The sequence below is a fragment of the Streptomyces sp. NPDC002868 genome (assembly GCF_055563295.1).
This window is the reverse complement of sequence record NZ_JBVHDR010000001.1, coordinates 195,105-210,161: the sequence shown is the minus strand read 5'-3', so window position 1 is coordinate 210,161 and position 15,057 is coordinate 195,105. Positions and strand designations below refer to the sequence as shown.

The following is a 15,057-nucleotide window of genomic DNA, read 5'->3' as shown; positions in this document are numbered from 1 at the left end:
GGCTCCCCCCTTCTTCGACGATAGCTCGCGGCGGATCAAGGCGCCCGACGTGTCGGACTCGGTCTGCGCCGGCGCAGGGATTCGGTGGCTGGTCCTCGTGATCAAGCTGCTTGCGGAGCCGTCGCAGCTCCGGGTGGCGGTCCGGGTGCCGGCCCACGAAGAGGCGTTGCGCGCCGAGCTGCGGGCCGCCGACGTCGACCACGTACGCTCTCTGCCGGAGGCGATAGGCCCTCAACCGCGGTGCAGCTCAAGGACCCGCGGCAGTCGGGGAAGGCGACTCACACCTTCTCGAAGACCATACGAACGACGGTGAAGCGGCCTTCCCGCATGAACCGGAGTGCGGTCTTCTGCTCCCTGATGATGTCGGACACCGCGCTCTCACCGATGAGTTCCGCGCCGCGTCTCCGGTTGGCCTCAGCCCGCTCCAACCAGCTCTCCACCGTGGACACGCCGTCGCTCGGGTCGTTTCGCGTCTCCACCATGCGGAACAGGCCGCGGCCGGCTTCGGTCAGTTCGTCCCGGGTCGGCAGGAAGCACTCCGGGAACACCTTGCGCGACGCGTGAAGACCTTCGCGTACGTTCTTGACACCGCCGTAGACGCCCTTGAGGCCGAGGCGTTCCTTGGCGACATGACTCCCGCCGTGCGGGGCCAGTTGCTGGGGAGAAAGCAGCAGGGAAGCAAGCCAGCCGCGGTCATTCCAGGCGTTGGCCTGCAACGACAGACGCCCGGCCGGCCGCAGCCAGGAATGGCAGCGCTGAAAGAACTCGCGGTATCGGGCGACACGCTTCGACCGCCACATGGTATTCCCGGCGAAATGCTCGATTGCCTCGATGGCGATGATGGCGTCATAGGACCCGCCTGGTTCATGATCGAACCAGTTCTCGAGCCGGACCTCGCAGCCCGGCCAGTGCTGGTCACGGGCCCACGCGGCCTGGGCGGGACTCATCGTGATCCCTACCGCGCGCTTGACGTGGTGGGTCTCCACCAGTCGGTGCAGGAGGCTGCCGTAGCCGCAGCCGACATCGAGCACCCGTTCCGCGCCCACGGCGTGCGCCGCTTCGGCGTGGTAGTCGAGCTTGCGCAGCTGGGCCGATTCCAGTGTGTCGCCCTCCTCCCACATTCCGTAGGAGAAGACGAGCTCGGGGCCCAGAATCAGCCGGTAGAAGTCGCCCAGGAAATCGTACTGATGAAGGATCGCCTTCGACGACGTCCCCTTATAAGAGGATCCCTTCTTGGCTCCGTGCGTCACGCTACCCACCAGTCCCTTTTCGGCGATGCAGGCCGGAAGGCCAGCCCAGGCCACCCGTTCCACATAACCGTGTTCCAGGACCAATCCGGGGTCACACACCCGGCCTCGGACCTCAGCCCGCCCGATCGGATGCAAGTCTGACCAGGGGCGGTGGGTTCGTTCTTCCCCCGAATCGCGAAGGTCCCCCTGGCCGCACCGAAGCCGGAGGCCCGCCAGGAGGAAGCTGCTGGAGTCCACAACGGGACCTCTGCTGCTGCTCGCGGACCGAGTCTGAGCCCCCGCCGCTACGGATCCGCAAGGGCGACGTCAGTGGTGCTCCACCACCGGCCTGCGGCGGATGCGGGCGGCCATGACCGCCACGTCGTCCTCCGCGTGGGCGGCGTCGAGTTCGTCGAGTACGACGTCGAGCAGTTCGTCGACGCTGCTGTCAGGGACGGCGTGTACGTCCGCGAGGCGGGCGAGCGAGGCGTCGATGTCCTCTCCGCGACGTTCGACCAGGCCGTCGGTGAACAGCAGCAGGGTGTCACCGGGTTGGAGGCCGCGCGAGATGATTTCGTATCCGCCGAGGCCGGTGCCGAGAGGTGGTCCGACGGGCACGCCTATCAGCTCCGCGGCGCCTTCCCGGCTGAATACGGCGGGCGGCAGATGGCCTGCGCTGGAGAAGGAGCCCATGCCGCGCGCCGGGTCCACGCGTACGAGCAGACAGGTGGCGGGCCGCCGGGTGACGGCCTCGGAGATGGCGTTGTCCAGCTGCCGCAGCACCCGGTGCGGTGGCAGGTCGTTGGCCGCGACCTCGCGCAGCGTGGAGCGGTAGCTGTTCATGTCGACGGCGGCCTCCACGCCGTGGCCCATCACATCGCCCATCACCAGCAGCGTCCGGCCGAAGTGCAGCCGCACGGTCTCGAACCAGTCCCCGCCCACGAGGCTGCCGGATCCCGACGGCAGGTACCGGGTGGCGACCTTGAGGTTGGGGTGTGGGAGGCCGGGGTCGGTCAGCAGGGCTCGCTGCAGCTTGAACGCGGTCCGCTCGGCCTGTTCGTACAGGCGGGCGTGTTCGATGGCGGTGGCTGCCCGCGCGGACACCGCCTGGACGCTCCGTACGTCGTCCTGAGTGAACCTGCCGTGGGTGCGGGCGACCAGCACCGCGCCGATGGCCCGGCCGTCGGCGATGAGCGGCATGGCCAGTCTTCGCTCGTCGAGGACGGGACGCCCGGCCCGCATCGCACGGACCGAGACCGGGACGGCGTCCGCGGAGGAGTGAGCGAGCAGCTCGTCCCGCCCTGACACGGCAGCGCGGTACACCCCGCGCAGCTCCTCATTGCCCAGGTCACCGGTAGTGAGGGGAGAATTGGGAAGCAGGTCGACCGCCGCCGCGTCGGCAAGACCGGGACTGAGGTAACTGACCACTTCCAGGCACGTGGTCTCCGCGTCGAGAGTCGTCCCGATGCCTTCGCCGGTCTCCGCCAGTGAGAGGTAGGACGGAGCTGCCTGCAGCTCGCCGGCCGACGCGGGCGCGGTCTCGACGATGACGCCCACGACACCGACGACTTCTCCATGGATCGTCAGACGGTGCCATGTGCAGCGGCTGAGTGCGGTCACATGCGTGCGCGACACCCCGTCGGTGAGAACCCTGGTCAGCAGCAGCGGGGAGCCGACCCTCGGCCGGGCTCCCCAGCTGACGGGGCTGCCCGCCAGCCCTTCGTGCTCCTCCCCCGCGATCCGGCAGTAGGCGGCGTCCGCGACCACGTACCTGGTATCGGTGTCGAGGACAGCCAGGCCCACGGAATCAGCCTGCGAGGAGGCGCTCTGGTACCCGCCGAGGGAGTCGGCACTCACATGATCGCCTCCTCCGGGTCCTGGCCTTTCTCCCCAGTCCCATGCGCCTCACGTCTACCCGCATTGGCACAGTTCAGCCAGGTCCTGGACCGGATTGTGGCGAGGCGGGGCCGGGGCGAGAGCCTCAGGGTCCAGGGCTGATGCCTCCCTGGAGGCGTTCCAGGTCTGCGGGACGGACCTGGATGGCCAGAAGGGCGATCACCGCGGCGATCACCGTGAAGATGGCGGCCATGATGAAAGCGGCGGAGACCCCGGAGGTGAGCACTTCGTCGCCCCAGGGCGGCGGGATTTGACCGGTGCGTTCGAAGAACAGCCGCTCCCTCGGTCCGGCCTGGGCCATGAAGCGCGGGATCTGCTCCTGGGCCTCGTTGCGGCTGGCCGTGCCGAACACCGTGACCAGGATGGACAGGCCGAGCGAGCCGCCCACCTGCTGGGTGGTGTTGAGCATGCCGGATGCGGCACCCGACTCGTGCGTGGGCACTCCGGAGACGGCCATCAGCGTCAGCGAGACGAAGTTCATGCCCATGCCGAGCCCGAAGATCAGCATCGGGCCCAGGATGCTGCCCGGATACGTGGAGTGGATGTCGGTCTGGGTCAGCCAGGACAGGCCCGTCGCGGCCAGGATCGCGCCTGTCACCATGAAGGGCTTCGGGCCGAATTTGGGCAGGAGTTGGGAGGCGATACCCGCGCCCACCGCAATGACCGCGCTCACGGGGAGGAAGGCGAGTCCGGCTTTCAGGGGGCTGAAGTCAAGCACGTTCTGTACGAAGAGCGTGAGGAAGAAGAACATGCCGAAGATCGCGGCGGCGAGGCTGAGCATGATTCCGTACGTGCCCGCGCGGTTACGGTCGGCGAACATGTGCAGCGGGGTGATCGGCTGTTTCGAGCGGCGTTCGACCAGGATGAAGGTGGTGAGGAGCAGCACAGCGGCCCCGAACGACGCGAGCGTGAACCTGTCGCGCCAGCCTTCCTGCGCGGCCCGGATGAAGCCGTAGACCAGCGCGACCATGCCGAGCGTGGAGGTCAGCGCGCCGGCCAGGTCGAAGTGGCCGGGATGGCGCTCGGACTCCTTGATGTGGCGGGGGGTCGCCAGAACGATGAGCAGGGCGATCGGCACATTGACGAAGAACACCCAGCGCCAGTCGAGCCATTCGACGAGGACGCCGCCCGCCAGCAGACCGATCGCGCCGCCGCCCGCGGAGACCGCGGCGAAGACGCCGAACGCCCGGTTGCGGGCCGGGCCTTCGGTGAACGTCGTGGCGATCAGCGCGAGCGCGGTCGGTGACGCTATGGCGCCGCCGACGCCCTGAAGGGCGCGCGCGGCCAGGAGCTGGCCGGAGTTCTGGGACAGCCCGCCGAGCAGGGAAGCGAGCGCGAACAGCAGTACTCCGAAGACGAAGACCCTGCGGCGGCCGAGGATGTCCCCGGCGCGGCCGCCGAGGAGCAGCAGACCGCCGAACGTGAGCGTATAGGCGCTGACCACCCAGGACAGGCTCGTGGTGGAGAAGTTCAGCGAGCTCTGGATGTGCGGGAGAGCGATGTTCACGATGGTGATGTCGAGAACCACCATCAACTGACAGGAGGCGATGACGAAAAGCGCGATCCCATCGCCGCTGCCGCCCTGCTTCTTCGGGGCGGTGCCTTTGGAGGTGGGCGTCGGCTGCGAGGGCGTCATGGCGGATCGCATCCCTCTTACGAGGGTCAGTAGACGATTCCGTCTACCAATCGACCGTAAGCCCGGCGCGGGACCGTGACCAGTCGATCAAGACCCGCTGACAACCGGCTCCGCAACGAAGGTGCGCAGGGCCGTGGACAGGGCCTCCGGCTGGTCCTCGGCGATGAGCGTGCAGCTGTCCTCGATCTCCAACAGCCGCCCCTGCGGCAGCAGTTCGGCCAGCCGCCTGCCGTGTTCGCGCGGCATCATCCGGTCCTGGGCCGCCCAGATGACCAGCGCGGGCCGGTCGAATTTCCGCAGTCCTTCGACCGCCTCCAGGAGTTCGGTCTTGCGTACGCCCGCGTTGTAGCGCTTGAAGTCCGCCCTGATGGCCTTGTCGGTGAGCAGGGGCCGCAGCCAGCCGTCGGCGATCTCGGGCGGTACGGGACGCTTGGTGAGCGCGCCGAGTCCGATGGGCAGTCGGCGCAGCGGCTTCAGCGCCAGGATCCGGGCCATCAGCGCGATGCCGCCCGGCACCTTGCAGACGAGGGAGATCATCTTGCCGGGTGCGCCCGGCGGGTAGTTGTCGAAGGCCTCGCAGGAGATGAGCACGAGCCGGGCGAGCCGTTCGGGATGGCGTCCTGCGACGGTCTGGGCGCGTCCGCAGTCGTTCTCGACGAGGGTCACATCGCGCAGGTCCAGGCGGTCCAGGAACTCCGCGATCAGCTCGTTGACGGAGTCGGGGGTGAGCAGGACGTCCGGGCGCATGGGGGTGCGGTGTGAGCCGTACGGCAGGGTCGGGGCGATACAGCGGTGGTCCCGCCCCAGGTCGGCGACCACCTTGCGCCAGACCGTCGCGTCATGGACCAGCCCGTGCAGCAGGACCACGACCGGGCCCGGGCCTCCGCTGTCCTCGTATGCGATCGTCCCTGCGCCGAGCTCGATCTCCGGCATGGCGTCTCCCCTCGTACGCTGACGGGCATAACGATGTTATGCCCGTCAGGGGAGTACGGCCAAGCCCTCCAGCTCCACCAGCGCTACGTCGTCCCAGAGGCGGACCACCCCGATCACCGCCATCGCTGGGTAGTCGCGGCCCGCCAACCGCCGCCAGATCCGGCCCAGTTCGGGTGCGTGCGCGCGGTAGTCAGCCACATCGGTGGCGTAGACGGTGACTCGGGCCAGGTCCTGCGGGGCGCCGCCGGCGGCCGCGAGGGCGGTGAGGAGATTGGCCAGCGCGGTCTCGAACTGCTCGGGCAGCGTCTCGCCGACGATCTTGCCCTCGGTATCGAGGGCGGTCTGCCCGGCCAGGAACACGATCCGCGTGCCGGTGGCGGTGACGGCGTGGGAGAAACCGGTGGGCGGGGAGAGCTCCGCCGGATTGTGGCGGTGCAGGCTCATGCGTACGGCTCCTTCGTGCCCTTTGCGTACGGTCCCTCGGCGTGCAGCTCGTGGGCGTGCAGCTCCTCGGCGTACAGCTCGTTGGCGTACAGCTCCTTGGCGATGATCGTGCGCTGGACCTCGGTGGCGCCCTCGTAGATCCGGGGTGCACGGACTTCACGGTACAGATGCTCCAGCAGATGCCCGCGCTGGAGCGCGCGTGCCCCGTGCAGCTGGACGGCGGCGTCCACGACATACTGCGCGGTCTCCGTGGCGAGCAGCTTCGCCATGGCGGACCGTTTCGGCACATCGGTGGCGCCTTCGTCGTACGCCTCGGCCGCCGCGTAGACGAGAAGCCGCGCGGCTTCGATACGGGTGGCCATCTCCGCGACCTGGTGGGCGACCGACTGGAGGTCCTTGAGGGGGCCGCCGAAGGCACTGCGTCGGGCGGTGTGGCCGAGCGTCGCATCCAGGGCCGCCTGGGCCATTCCGACGGCGAACGCGCCGACGCTGGGGCGGAAGAGGTTCAGGGTGTTCATCGCGACGCGGAAGCCCCGGTCCTCGTCGCCGAGCACATCGTCCCTGGTCACCGGGACATCGGTGAAGGTCAGCGCACCGATGGGATGCGGCGAGAGCATCTCCAGCGCGGCACCGGCAAGGCCCGGCCGGTCGGCGGGGACGAGGAAGGCGGTCACGCCACGGGCGCCCGCGCCCTGTGTCGTACGGGCGAAGACGGTGTAGAAGTCGGCCTCGGGGGCGTTGGAGATCCAGCGCTTCTCCCCGCTCAGTCGCCAACCCCCTTGATCCGGAACGGCTTTGAGGGCGAGAGCGGCCGCGTCCGAGCCGGCGTCAGGCTCGCTGAGCGCGAAGGCGGCGACGGCGCGGCCCGCGATTACCTCGGGGAGCCAGCGTTCCCGCTGCGCGGCCGTGCCCGCCTGGACGATGGGGTAGCTGCCCAGTCCCTGGAGGGCGAGGGCGGTCTCGGCCTCCGTGCATCCGTAGGCGAGGGACTCGCGCAGCAGGCACAGCTCGAGCGCTCTTGCTCCCGCTCCCACCCCGGCCGCGGCCCCCGCCCCCGCTCCTGCTCCCGCTGGAGAGCCCGCCGCCGCACCGAACAGCCGCTCAAGCAGCCCCAGTTCACCGAGAGCGGCCACCAAGGGTCGGTTGACCCGGCCCGGCTCCGCTTTCTCCGCGAGCGGTCGCAGCTTCTCGGCGGCCAGCGTACGCAACTGCGCACACCAGGCGGTCTGTACCGGATCGAGCGAGAATACGGGCATTCGTGCCCCCACTTCTGACGCATCTATCGCGGACCGTTGACTGTCGTCACCTTCACGATACGCTCGTTTGGCGACCCCACCACGAGAAGGGGGCGAACCATGGAGCTGTCACCCTCGGCCCACTGCGACACCTTTGCGCGCGACCATCTCCCGCCCGCCGGGCAGTGGCCGGAACTCCTCTTCGAGCTGCCCTCGCTGCGCTATCCGCAGCGGCTCAACTGCGGGGCCGAGCTGCTGGACCGTACGATCGACCGCTTCGGCGCCAACCGGCCCGTCTTCCGCACCGGGGGCGGCGAGATCTGGACGTACGCAGAGCTGCGCGACCAGGTCGACCGGATCGCCCATGTCCTCACTTCCAGCCTGGGAGTCGTCCCCGGAAACCGCGTCCTGCTGCGCGGCCCCACCACGCCCTGGCTCGCGGCCTGCTGGCTGGCAGTTATGAAGGCCGGCGCGGTGGCGGTCACCGTCCTCGCCCAGCAGCGCGCCAAGGAGCTGGCCACGGTGTGCGAGATCGCCGCCGTCAGCCACGCCCTGTGCGACATCCGCTCGCTCGACGACCTGGCGAAGGCCGAGGTGCCGGGGCTGCGCATCACGGGCTACGGCGGCGACTCCCCCGACGATCTGCTGCGGCTCGCCGCCGCCGGGACCCGTGAGCCGTACGAGGCGGTGGCGACCGCGGCCGACGATGTCGCGCTGATCGCCTTCACCTCGGGCACGACCGGCCGCCCCAAGGGGTGCATGCACTTCCACCGGGATGTGCTGGCCGTCGCGGACACCTTCTCCGCGCAGGTGCTGCGGCCACAGCCCGACGACGTCTTCGCGGGCAGCCCGCCGCTGGGCTTCACCTTCGGGCTCGGCGGTCTGGTGATCTTCCCGATGCGGGCGGGCGCGTCCGCGCTGTTGCTCGAACAGGCGGGCCCGACACAGCTGTTGCCCGCGATCGCCGCGCACCGGGTGTCGGTCCTGTTCACCGCGCCCACCGCGTACCGCGTGATGCTGGCCGGCCTCGACGGGCACGACACCGCCTCGCTGCGGCGGTGTGTGTCGGCCGGTGAGAATCTGCCCGCCGCCACCTGGCAGGCCTGGCAGGAACAGACCGGGCTGCGCATCATCAACGGCATCGGCGCGACCGAGCTGCTGCACATCTTCATCTCGGCGGCGGACGGGGCGATCAGACCGGGCACCACCGGGATTCCGGTTCCCGGCTGGCAGGCGCGGGTGGTGGACCGTTCCGGCCGGCCGGTAGCGGACGGGGAGCCGGGCCTGCTGGCCGTGCGCGGCCCGGTGGGCTGCCGCTATCTGACCGACCCCCGGCAGCTGGATTATGTGCACGACGGCTGGAATCTCACCGGTGACACGTATGTGCGTGAACCCGACGGCTACTTCCGTTACGTCGCCCGCGCCGACGACATGATCATTTCGGCCGGCTACAACGTCGCGGGGCCCGAGGTGGAGGACGCGCTGCTGCACCACCCGGATGTGGCGGAGGCCGCGGTGGTCGGCCGCCCCGATGAGCTGCGAGGGCAGATCGTGGTGGCCTACGTCGTGCTGCGTGCGGGGGTCCCGGCCTACGAGGACACCGCCGCCGCGCTCACCGACTCGGTGAAGCGGCGCCTGACACCGTACAAATGCCCGCGCGAGATCGTCTTCCTCAATGCGCTTCCGCGCACCCCCACCGGCAAGCTGCAGCGCTTCCGCCTGCGGGCCCTAGAGTGATCACGTGGCCGAGCAGCACACTCCCCGTTCCCTGATCGTCACCCTGTACGGCGCCTACGGACGCGAACGGCAGGGGCCCCTCCCCGTGGCCGAGCTCATTCGTCTGCTGGCCGTTCTCGGCGTGGATGCGCCGTCCGTGCGCTCCTCGGTCTCCCGGCTCAAACGCCGCGGCCTGCTCGTCCCCGAACGCACGCCGGACGGTGCGGCCGGCTACGCCCTGTCGCCCGCCGCCCGTCAGCTGCTCGACGACGGCGACCGGCGGATCTACGCCCGGCACGCCCCGCTGCTGTCCGACGGCTGGGTGCTCGCCGTCTTCTCGGTGCCCGAGGCCGAGCGCCACAAGCGCCATCTGCTGCGCTCGCGGCTGGGGCGGCTCGGCTTCGGGTCGGCGGCGCCCGGGGTGTGGATCGCCCCTGCATGGCTGTACGAGGAGACCCGGCACACGCTGCGCCGCCTCCAGCTCGACCCGTACGTCGAGCTGTTCCGCGGCGAGCACCTCGGCTTCGCGGCGACGGCGGAGGCGGTGGCGCGCTGGTGGGATCTGGGCGCGATCGCCAAGCAGCACGAGGAGTTCCTGGATCTGCACGAGCCGGTGCTACGGGCGTGGGAAGCGCGCGATGAGGTGCCGGCGCGGGACGCCTACCGCGACTATCTGCCGGCGCTGGACTCCTGGCGGCAGCTGCCGTACATCGATCCGGGTCTGCCGGCCGAGCTGCTGCCACAGGGCTGGCCCGGCGGACGGTCGGCGGAGGTCTTCGCTCGGCTGCACGCGCTGCTGCGGGACGCGGGCGCGGAGTTCGTGCAGCTCAGCTCAGAGTGAGCCGCGGTTTCGGGGCGTCGGTGCGGCCGGTCGGGGGCTTGCGGCTGCCCGCCCGGTAGGGATCGGGCCACAGCGCCGCCGCTCCCGCGTAGTCCTGGTCCGCTGCCGCGTGCAGGGTCCAGTGGGGGTCGTACAGATGCGGCCTGGCCAGCGCGCAGAGGTCTGCGCGGCCCGCCAGCAGGAGCGAGTTGACGTCGTCCCAGGAGGAGATCGCGCCGACCGCGATGACGGGGATGCCCAGGGCGTTGCGGATCCGGTCGGCGTACGGGGTCTGGTACGAGCGGCCGTACTCCGGCTGTTCGTCGGGGACCACCTGCCCCGTCGACACATCGATCGCGTCCGCGCCATGGGCGGCGAAGGCTCGGGCGATCTCGACCGCGTCCTCGGCTGTGGTGCCGCCGCGTGCCCAGTCGGTGGCAGAGATACGGACGGTCATGGGCCGGTCGTCGGGCCAGACGCCGCGCATCGTGTCGAAGACTTCGAGGGGGAAGCGGAGCCGGTTTTCCAGGGAGCCGCCATAGGCGTCCGTCCGCCGGTTGGTGAGCGGGGAGAGGAAGCCGGAGAGGAGGTAGCCGTGGGCGCAGTGGAGTTCGAGCAGGTCGAATCCGCAGCGGGCGGCGCGCCGGGTCGCGGCGGCGAACTGCTCGCGGATATCGGTGAGTCCGGCGCGGTCCAGGGCGTGCGGGACCTGGTTGACGCCGGGGCGGTACGGGAGCGGTGAGGCGGCGGCGAGGGGCCAGTTCCCCTCGTCCAGCGGCTTGTCGATGCCTTCCCACATCAGCTTGGTGGAGCCCTTGCGGCCGGAGTGACCGAGCTGGACGCCGATCGCCGTGCCGGGCGAGTGGTGGTGCACGAAGTCGGTGACGCGCCGCCAGGCGGCGCCCTGTTCGGGGGTGTAAAGGCCGGTGCAACCAGGGGTGATGCGGCCCTCTGCGCTCACACAGACCATCTCGGTCATCACCAGGCCGGCTCCGCCGAGGGCCCGTGCGCCGAGGTGTACGAGGTGGAAGTCGCCGGGGACGCCGTCCGCGGCGGAGTACATGTCCATGGGCGAGACGACGACCCGGTTGCGGAGGGTCAGTCCGCGCAGTCTGAAGGGGGTGAACATCGGCGGGGTGCCGGGCGGGCAGCCGAAGTCGCGCTCGACGGCGTCGGTGAACGCCGGGTCGCGCAGCCGCAGATTGTCGTGGGTGACGCGGCGGCTGCGGGTGAGGAGATTGAAGGCGAACTGCCGCGGCGGCTGGTCGAGGTACCCGGCCAGCTCCTCGAACCAGCGGAGGCTGGCCGCCGCCGCGCGCTGCGTGGACTCGACGACCGGGCGGCGCTCCGTCTCGTACGCGGCAAGTGCGGCGGGCAGGTCGGGCTGTTCCTCGACGCAGGCGGCAAGCGCGAGGGCGTCTTCGACGGCGAGCTTGGTGCCGGAGCCGATCGAGAAGTGGGCGGTGTGGGCGGCGTCGCCGAGAAGCACTGTATTGCCGTGGGACCAGCGGTCGTTGACGACGGTGCGGAAGGCGATCCAGGAGGAGCTGTTGGAGCGGAGGCCGCGGCCGCCGAGGGCTTCCGCGAAGATCTTGGAGCAGAGGTCGGTGGACTCCTGCTCGTCGGCCGTGTCGAAGCCGGCGGCCCGCCATACCTCTTCGCGCATCTCGACGATGACGGTGCTGGCATCGGGGGCGTACGGGTAGCCGTGCAGCTGCATCACTCCGTGCTCGGTCTCGGCGATCTCGAAGCGGAAGGCGTCGAAGGCGAAGTCGGCGGCGAGCCAGATGTAGCGGCAGCGGTGGGTGGTGACGCGCGGCGCGAATGTGTCGGCGTGCGCCTCGCGGGTGAGACTGTGCACCCCGTCCGCCGCGATGACCAGGTCGTACGCGGCGGCGAGTTCGGCGGCGGGCGGGGCGGGGGTGCGGAAGCGGAGGCGCACGCCGAGGGATTCGCAGCGCCCGTGCAGTATCTCCAGCAGGCGACGTCGCCCGAGGGCGGCGAAGCCGTGCCCGCCGGAGGTGAGGGTGCGGCCGCGGTGGACGATGTCGATGTCGTCCCACCGTACGAACTCGTCCTGGAGCGCGCGGTAGATGACGGGGTCGGCGTGCTCGATCCCGCCGAGGGTCTCGTCGGAGAGGACGACGCCGAAGCCGAAGGTGTCGTCGGGGGCGTTGCGCTCCCAGACGGTGATGTCGCGTTCGGGGCCGAGCCGCTTGAGCAGCGCGGCGGCATACAGCCCACCGGGCCCACCGCCGATGACCGCCACGCGGAGGGCGCGTCGGCGTGCCTCGGGCGCGGTGGCCGTCGGCCGGCCGGGCTGGGGGACCCGGACCCTCTGCTCTGCCGGGGAGCCGGAGGTCCGGGCCGACTGCGGCGCGGGGGGTTCTGCCCCATCCCGCCCTCCCCCAGAGCTTCGCCTGGGTGGGGGTGCCTCCGGCGAAGCCAGGGGGAGTACCCGCATCCCGAACTGGGGCTCCGGACGCCCGCTGGGGGTCCTTCCACGCCCGCCGGGCAATTCAAGCCCCGTCGGCGATTGAGGCGCGGGGGTCCGGGGGCGGAGCCCCCGCGCGGGGGCCGGGGCGGAGCCCCGGGGTGGGCGGCGTGGCATCGTCAGCGCCCCCGCCACTTCGGCGGGCGCTTCTCCGTGAAAGCGGCGTGGAACTCCGCGTAGTCCTCGCCGTTCATCAGCAGCGCCTGCGTCGCCGCGTCGAGTTCGACCGACGCCGCGAGCGGCATGTCGAGCTCGGCCGTGAGCAGCGCCTTGGTCTGCGCATACGCCAGGGCCGGGCCCTCCGCGAGCCGGCGGGCAAGCTCCGCGGCCCGCTCGTCCGATCGGCCCTCGTCCGTCAACTCGCTGATCAGGCCGATCCGTTCGGCCTCGGGCGCGCGGACCGGTTCGCCGAGCATCAGCAGCCGGGTGGCGTGGCCGAGGCCGACCACCCTCGGCAGCAGATACGCCGCGCCCATGTCGCCGCCCGAGAGCCCCACCTTGGTGAAGAGGAACGCGAAACGGGCCGACGGGTCCGCGATACGGAAGTCCGCGGCCAGCGCCAGCACCGCGCCGGCCCCCGCCGCGACGCCGTGCACCGCCGCGATCACCGGGAAGGGGCATTCGCGCAGCGCCCGTACGACCTGCCCGGTCATCCGGTTGAAGTCGAGGAGCTGGGCGGTGTCCATGGAGAGCGTCGCGCCGATGATCTCGTCGACGTCACCGCCGGAGCAGAACCCGCGCCCTTCCCCGCCCAGCACCAGTGCTCGTACGGACCGCTCCCGCGCCAGCTCGGCCAGCAGATCACGCAGGTCGGCGTAGGCGCCGAAGGTGAGGGCGTTGAGCTTCTCGGGACGGGCGAGGGTGACGGTCGCGACCCCGTCGTCCGTCGTGAGCCGCAGATGGCGCCACTGTCCGGTGCGCTGCGCGGAGCTGGAAAAGGGGCTCATGGAGTGTGGCCTCCTTCAGCGGGCGGGGTGCTGCCTGCCACTCGAAGCTATCACCCTTACGTGACTCCCGTCACGACTGCGCGATACGCCGATTGTACCGATGCAAAGGTCCCGTCCCAGATGTGGCACAGGTCCCATCCAAGGCGGACCCCAGCCCCTTGTCCGGCGTCTTGCGCTTCATAAGGTTGAAAGCACGACGTCGAACCTCGAATGGACCGCCCGCCTTGCTCGAACTCTCCGGCCTGCCCGTCCCCGCCTCGTGGCGCATCGCGCTGCCGCACACCGCGGCAGCCGTGCCGATCGCCCGCGCCCTGATCCGTACGGCGCTGGCGGACATCAAGGCGCCGGCGGACAGTGACACGGCCGAGCTGCTCACGGCGGAGCTCGTCGCCAACGCGGTGGAGCACACCAGTGGGGAGACCCCCATCGAGCTGGTGGTGGAACTCCTGCCGACGGGCTGTCAGGTGGAGGTCCATGACGGCGACCCCGCCCCGCCGGGCGATTGGCCCCGGCCCGGGCCCGGCCAGGCCCCCGACGCCTGGCAGGAGCACGGCCGAGGGCTGCTGCTGATCCGTGCGCTGAGCTCGGCCTGCGGGCACCGCCTCACCGACGGGGGCAAGGCGGTCTGGTTCACGCTCCCGTCGCGGAGCCGACCTCCTGCCGCATGACTATCCGGCGGAGGCGAGCGTGGCGACCATAACCGCCTTGATCGTGTGCATACGGTTCTCCGCCTCGTCGAAGACGACGGAGTGCTCCGATTCGAAGACCTCGTCGGTGACTTCGAGCTCGGTCAGGCCGTGGCTCTCATGGATCTCGCGAGCGACCTTGGTGCCCAGGTCGTGGAAGGCGGGGAGGCAGTGCAGGAACTTCACGTCCGCGTTGCCGGTGGCGCACAGCACGTCCATGGTCACGGCATACGGACCGAGCACCTTGATGCGCTCGTCCCAGATCTCCTTGGGCTCCCCCATCGACACCCAGACGTCGGTGGCGACGAAGTCCGCACCCTGGACTCCCTCGGCGATGTCCTCGGTGAGGGTGATCCGGGCGCCGCTGGTCTCGGCGGCCGCGCGGGCACGGGTCACGATCTCCTCGGCCGGCCAGTACGACCTGGGCGCGACGATCCGTACGTCCATGCCCAGCAGTGCGCCGGTGACCAGGTAGGAGTTGCCCATGTTGAAGCGGGCGTCCCCGAGGTAGGCGAAGGAGATCCGTTCGAGCGGCTTGTCACTGTGCTCGGTCATGGTGAGCACGTCGGCAAGCATCTGGGTGGGGTGCCAGTCGTCGGTGAGGCCGTTGTAGACCGGCACCCCGGCGTACGCGGCGAGCTCCTCGACGGTGGACTGGCCGTCACCGCGGAATTCGATGGCGTCGAACATGCGGCCAAGCACCCGCGCGGTGTCCTTGGCGGACTCCTTGCTGCCGATGTGCGAACCGGCCGGGTCGATATACGTCGTCGAAGCGCCCTGATCGGCGGCCGCGACCTCGAACGAGCAGCGCGTACGGGTCGACGACTTCTCGAAGATCAGCGCGATGTTCTTGCCGCGCAGCCGCTGGACCTCGGTGCCCGCTCGCTTGGCGGCCTTGAGCTCGGCGGCCAGGTCGATCAGGCCGCGGAACTCCTCGGCGGTGAAGTCCAGCTCCTTGAGGAAGTGGCGGCCTTCGAGATGTATCGCCATGGTGGCTGCTCCTGGGTCGCGAATGCGGTGA

The 15,057-nt window shown here is 70.3% G+C and carries 12 protein-coding genes; 3 read left to right on the top strand and 9 right to left on the bottom strand.

What is annotated here, in order from left to right:
• Nucleotides 1–278: 278 nt before the first annotated feature.
• The 6 genes from ACZ3H8_RS00975 to ACZ3H8_RS00950 all read right to left on the bottom strand — a co-directional run bounded on the left by ACZ3H8_RS00975 (nt 279) and on the right by ACZ3H8_RS00950 (nt 7,394).
• The gene (locus ACZ3H8_RS00975) at nt 279–1,313 is read right to left on the bottom strand and encodes an SAM-dependent methyltransferase (protein WP_467395934.1); all 1,035 of its coding nucleotides are present in this window, start codon (nt 1,311–1,313) and stop codon (nt 279–281) included.
• Nucleotides 1,314–1,556: 243 nt separating this feature from the next.
• Nucleotides 1,557–3,086: a PP2C family protein-serine/threonine phosphatase gene (locus tag ACZ3H8_RS00970; protein ID WP_467395932.1), complete on the bottom strand. Its 1,530-nt coding sequence runs from the start codon at nt 3,084–3,086 to the stop codon at nt 1,557–1,559.
• A 124-nt stretch (nt 3,087–3,210) separates the two neighbouring features.
• Nucleotides 3,211–4,761, bottom strand: coding sequence for an MFS transporter (locus tag ACZ3H8_RS00965; RefSeq protein WP_467395930.1), 1,551 nt, complete (start codon nt 4,759–4,761; stop codon nt 3,211–3,213).
• An 87-nt stretch (nt 4,762–4,848) separates the two neighbouring features.
• Nucleotides 4,849–5,694: an alpha/beta fold hydrolase gene (locus ACZ3H8_RS00960; RefSeq protein WP_467395928.1), complete on the bottom strand. Its 846-nt coding sequence runs from the start codon at nt 5,692–5,694 to the stop codon at nt 4,849–4,851.
• Nucleotides 5,695–5,739: 45 nt separating this feature from the next.
• The gene (locus tag ACZ3H8_RS00955) at nt 5,740–6,138 is read right to left on the bottom strand and encodes a RidA family protein (RefSeq protein ID WP_356223967.1); all 399 of its coding nucleotides are present in this window, start codon (nt 6,136–6,138) and stop codon (nt 5,740–5,742) included.
• On the bottom strand, nt 6,135–7,394 hold the full coding sequence (locus ACZ3H8_RS00950) for an acyl-CoA dehydrogenase family protein (protein WP_467395925.1): 1,260 nt from the start codon (nt 7,392–7,394) through the stop codon (nt 6,135–6,137). Before ACZ3H8_RS00950 ends, ACZ3H8_RS00955 begins: the two co-directional genes overlap by 4 nt.
• Nucleotides 7,395–7,493: 99 nt before the next feature.
• On the opposite strand from ACZ3H8_RS00950, the gene ACZ3H8_RS00945 reads away from it, so the two are divergent.
• Entirely contained in the window at nt 7,494–9,110 is a 1,617-nt protein-coding gene (locus tag ACZ3H8_RS00945; protein WP_467395923.1) for an AMP-binding protein, read from the top strand.
• A 4-nt stretch (nt 9,111–9,114) separates the two neighbouring features.
• Nucleotides 9,115–9,930: a PaaX family transcriptional regulator gene (locus ACZ3H8_RS00940; RefSeq protein WP_467395921.1), complete on the top strand. Its 816-nt coding sequence runs from the start codon at nt 9,115–9,117 to the stop codon at nt 9,928–9,930.
• Here ACZ3H8_RS00940 and ACZ3H8_RS00935 read toward each other — a convergent pair.
• Nucleotides 9,917–12,373: a bifunctional salicylyl-CoA 5-hydroxylase/oxidoreductase gene (locus tag ACZ3H8_RS00935; RefSeq protein WP_467395919.1), complete on the bottom strand. Its 2,457-nt coding sequence runs from the start codon at nt 12,371–12,373 to the stop codon at nt 9,917–9,919. The two genes, ACZ3H8_RS00940 and ACZ3H8_RS00935, sit on opposite strands and share 14 nt — an antisense overlap.
• Before the next feature lie 149 nt (nt 12,374–12,522).
• Entirely contained in the window at nt 12,523–13,350 is an 828-nt protein-coding gene (locus ACZ3H8_RS00930; protein ID WP_467395917.1) for an enoyl-CoA hydratase family protein, read from the bottom strand.
• Nucleotides 13,351–13,574: 224 nt separating this feature from the next.
• Between ACZ3H8_RS00930 and ACZ3H8_RS00925 the strand changes: the two genes are divergently transcribed.
• Nucleotides 13,575–14,018 (top strand): ATP-binding protein, encoded by a 444-nt coding sequence (locus ACZ3H8_RS00925; protein ID WP_467395915.1) that lies wholly within the window; start codon nt 13,575–13,577, stop codon nt 14,016–14,018.
• Here the strand turns inward: ACZ3H8_RS00925 and argF are convergent, their stop codons facing one another.
• Nucleotides 14,019–15,026: an ornithine carbamoyltransferase gene (gene argF / locus ACZ3H8_RS00920; protein WP_467395913.1), complete on the bottom strand. Its 1,008-nt coding sequence runs from the start codon at nt 15,024–15,026 to the stop codon at nt 14,019–14,021. It abuts the gene before it with no gap.
• Between the last annotated feature and the right edge of the window lie 31 nt (nt 15,027–15,057).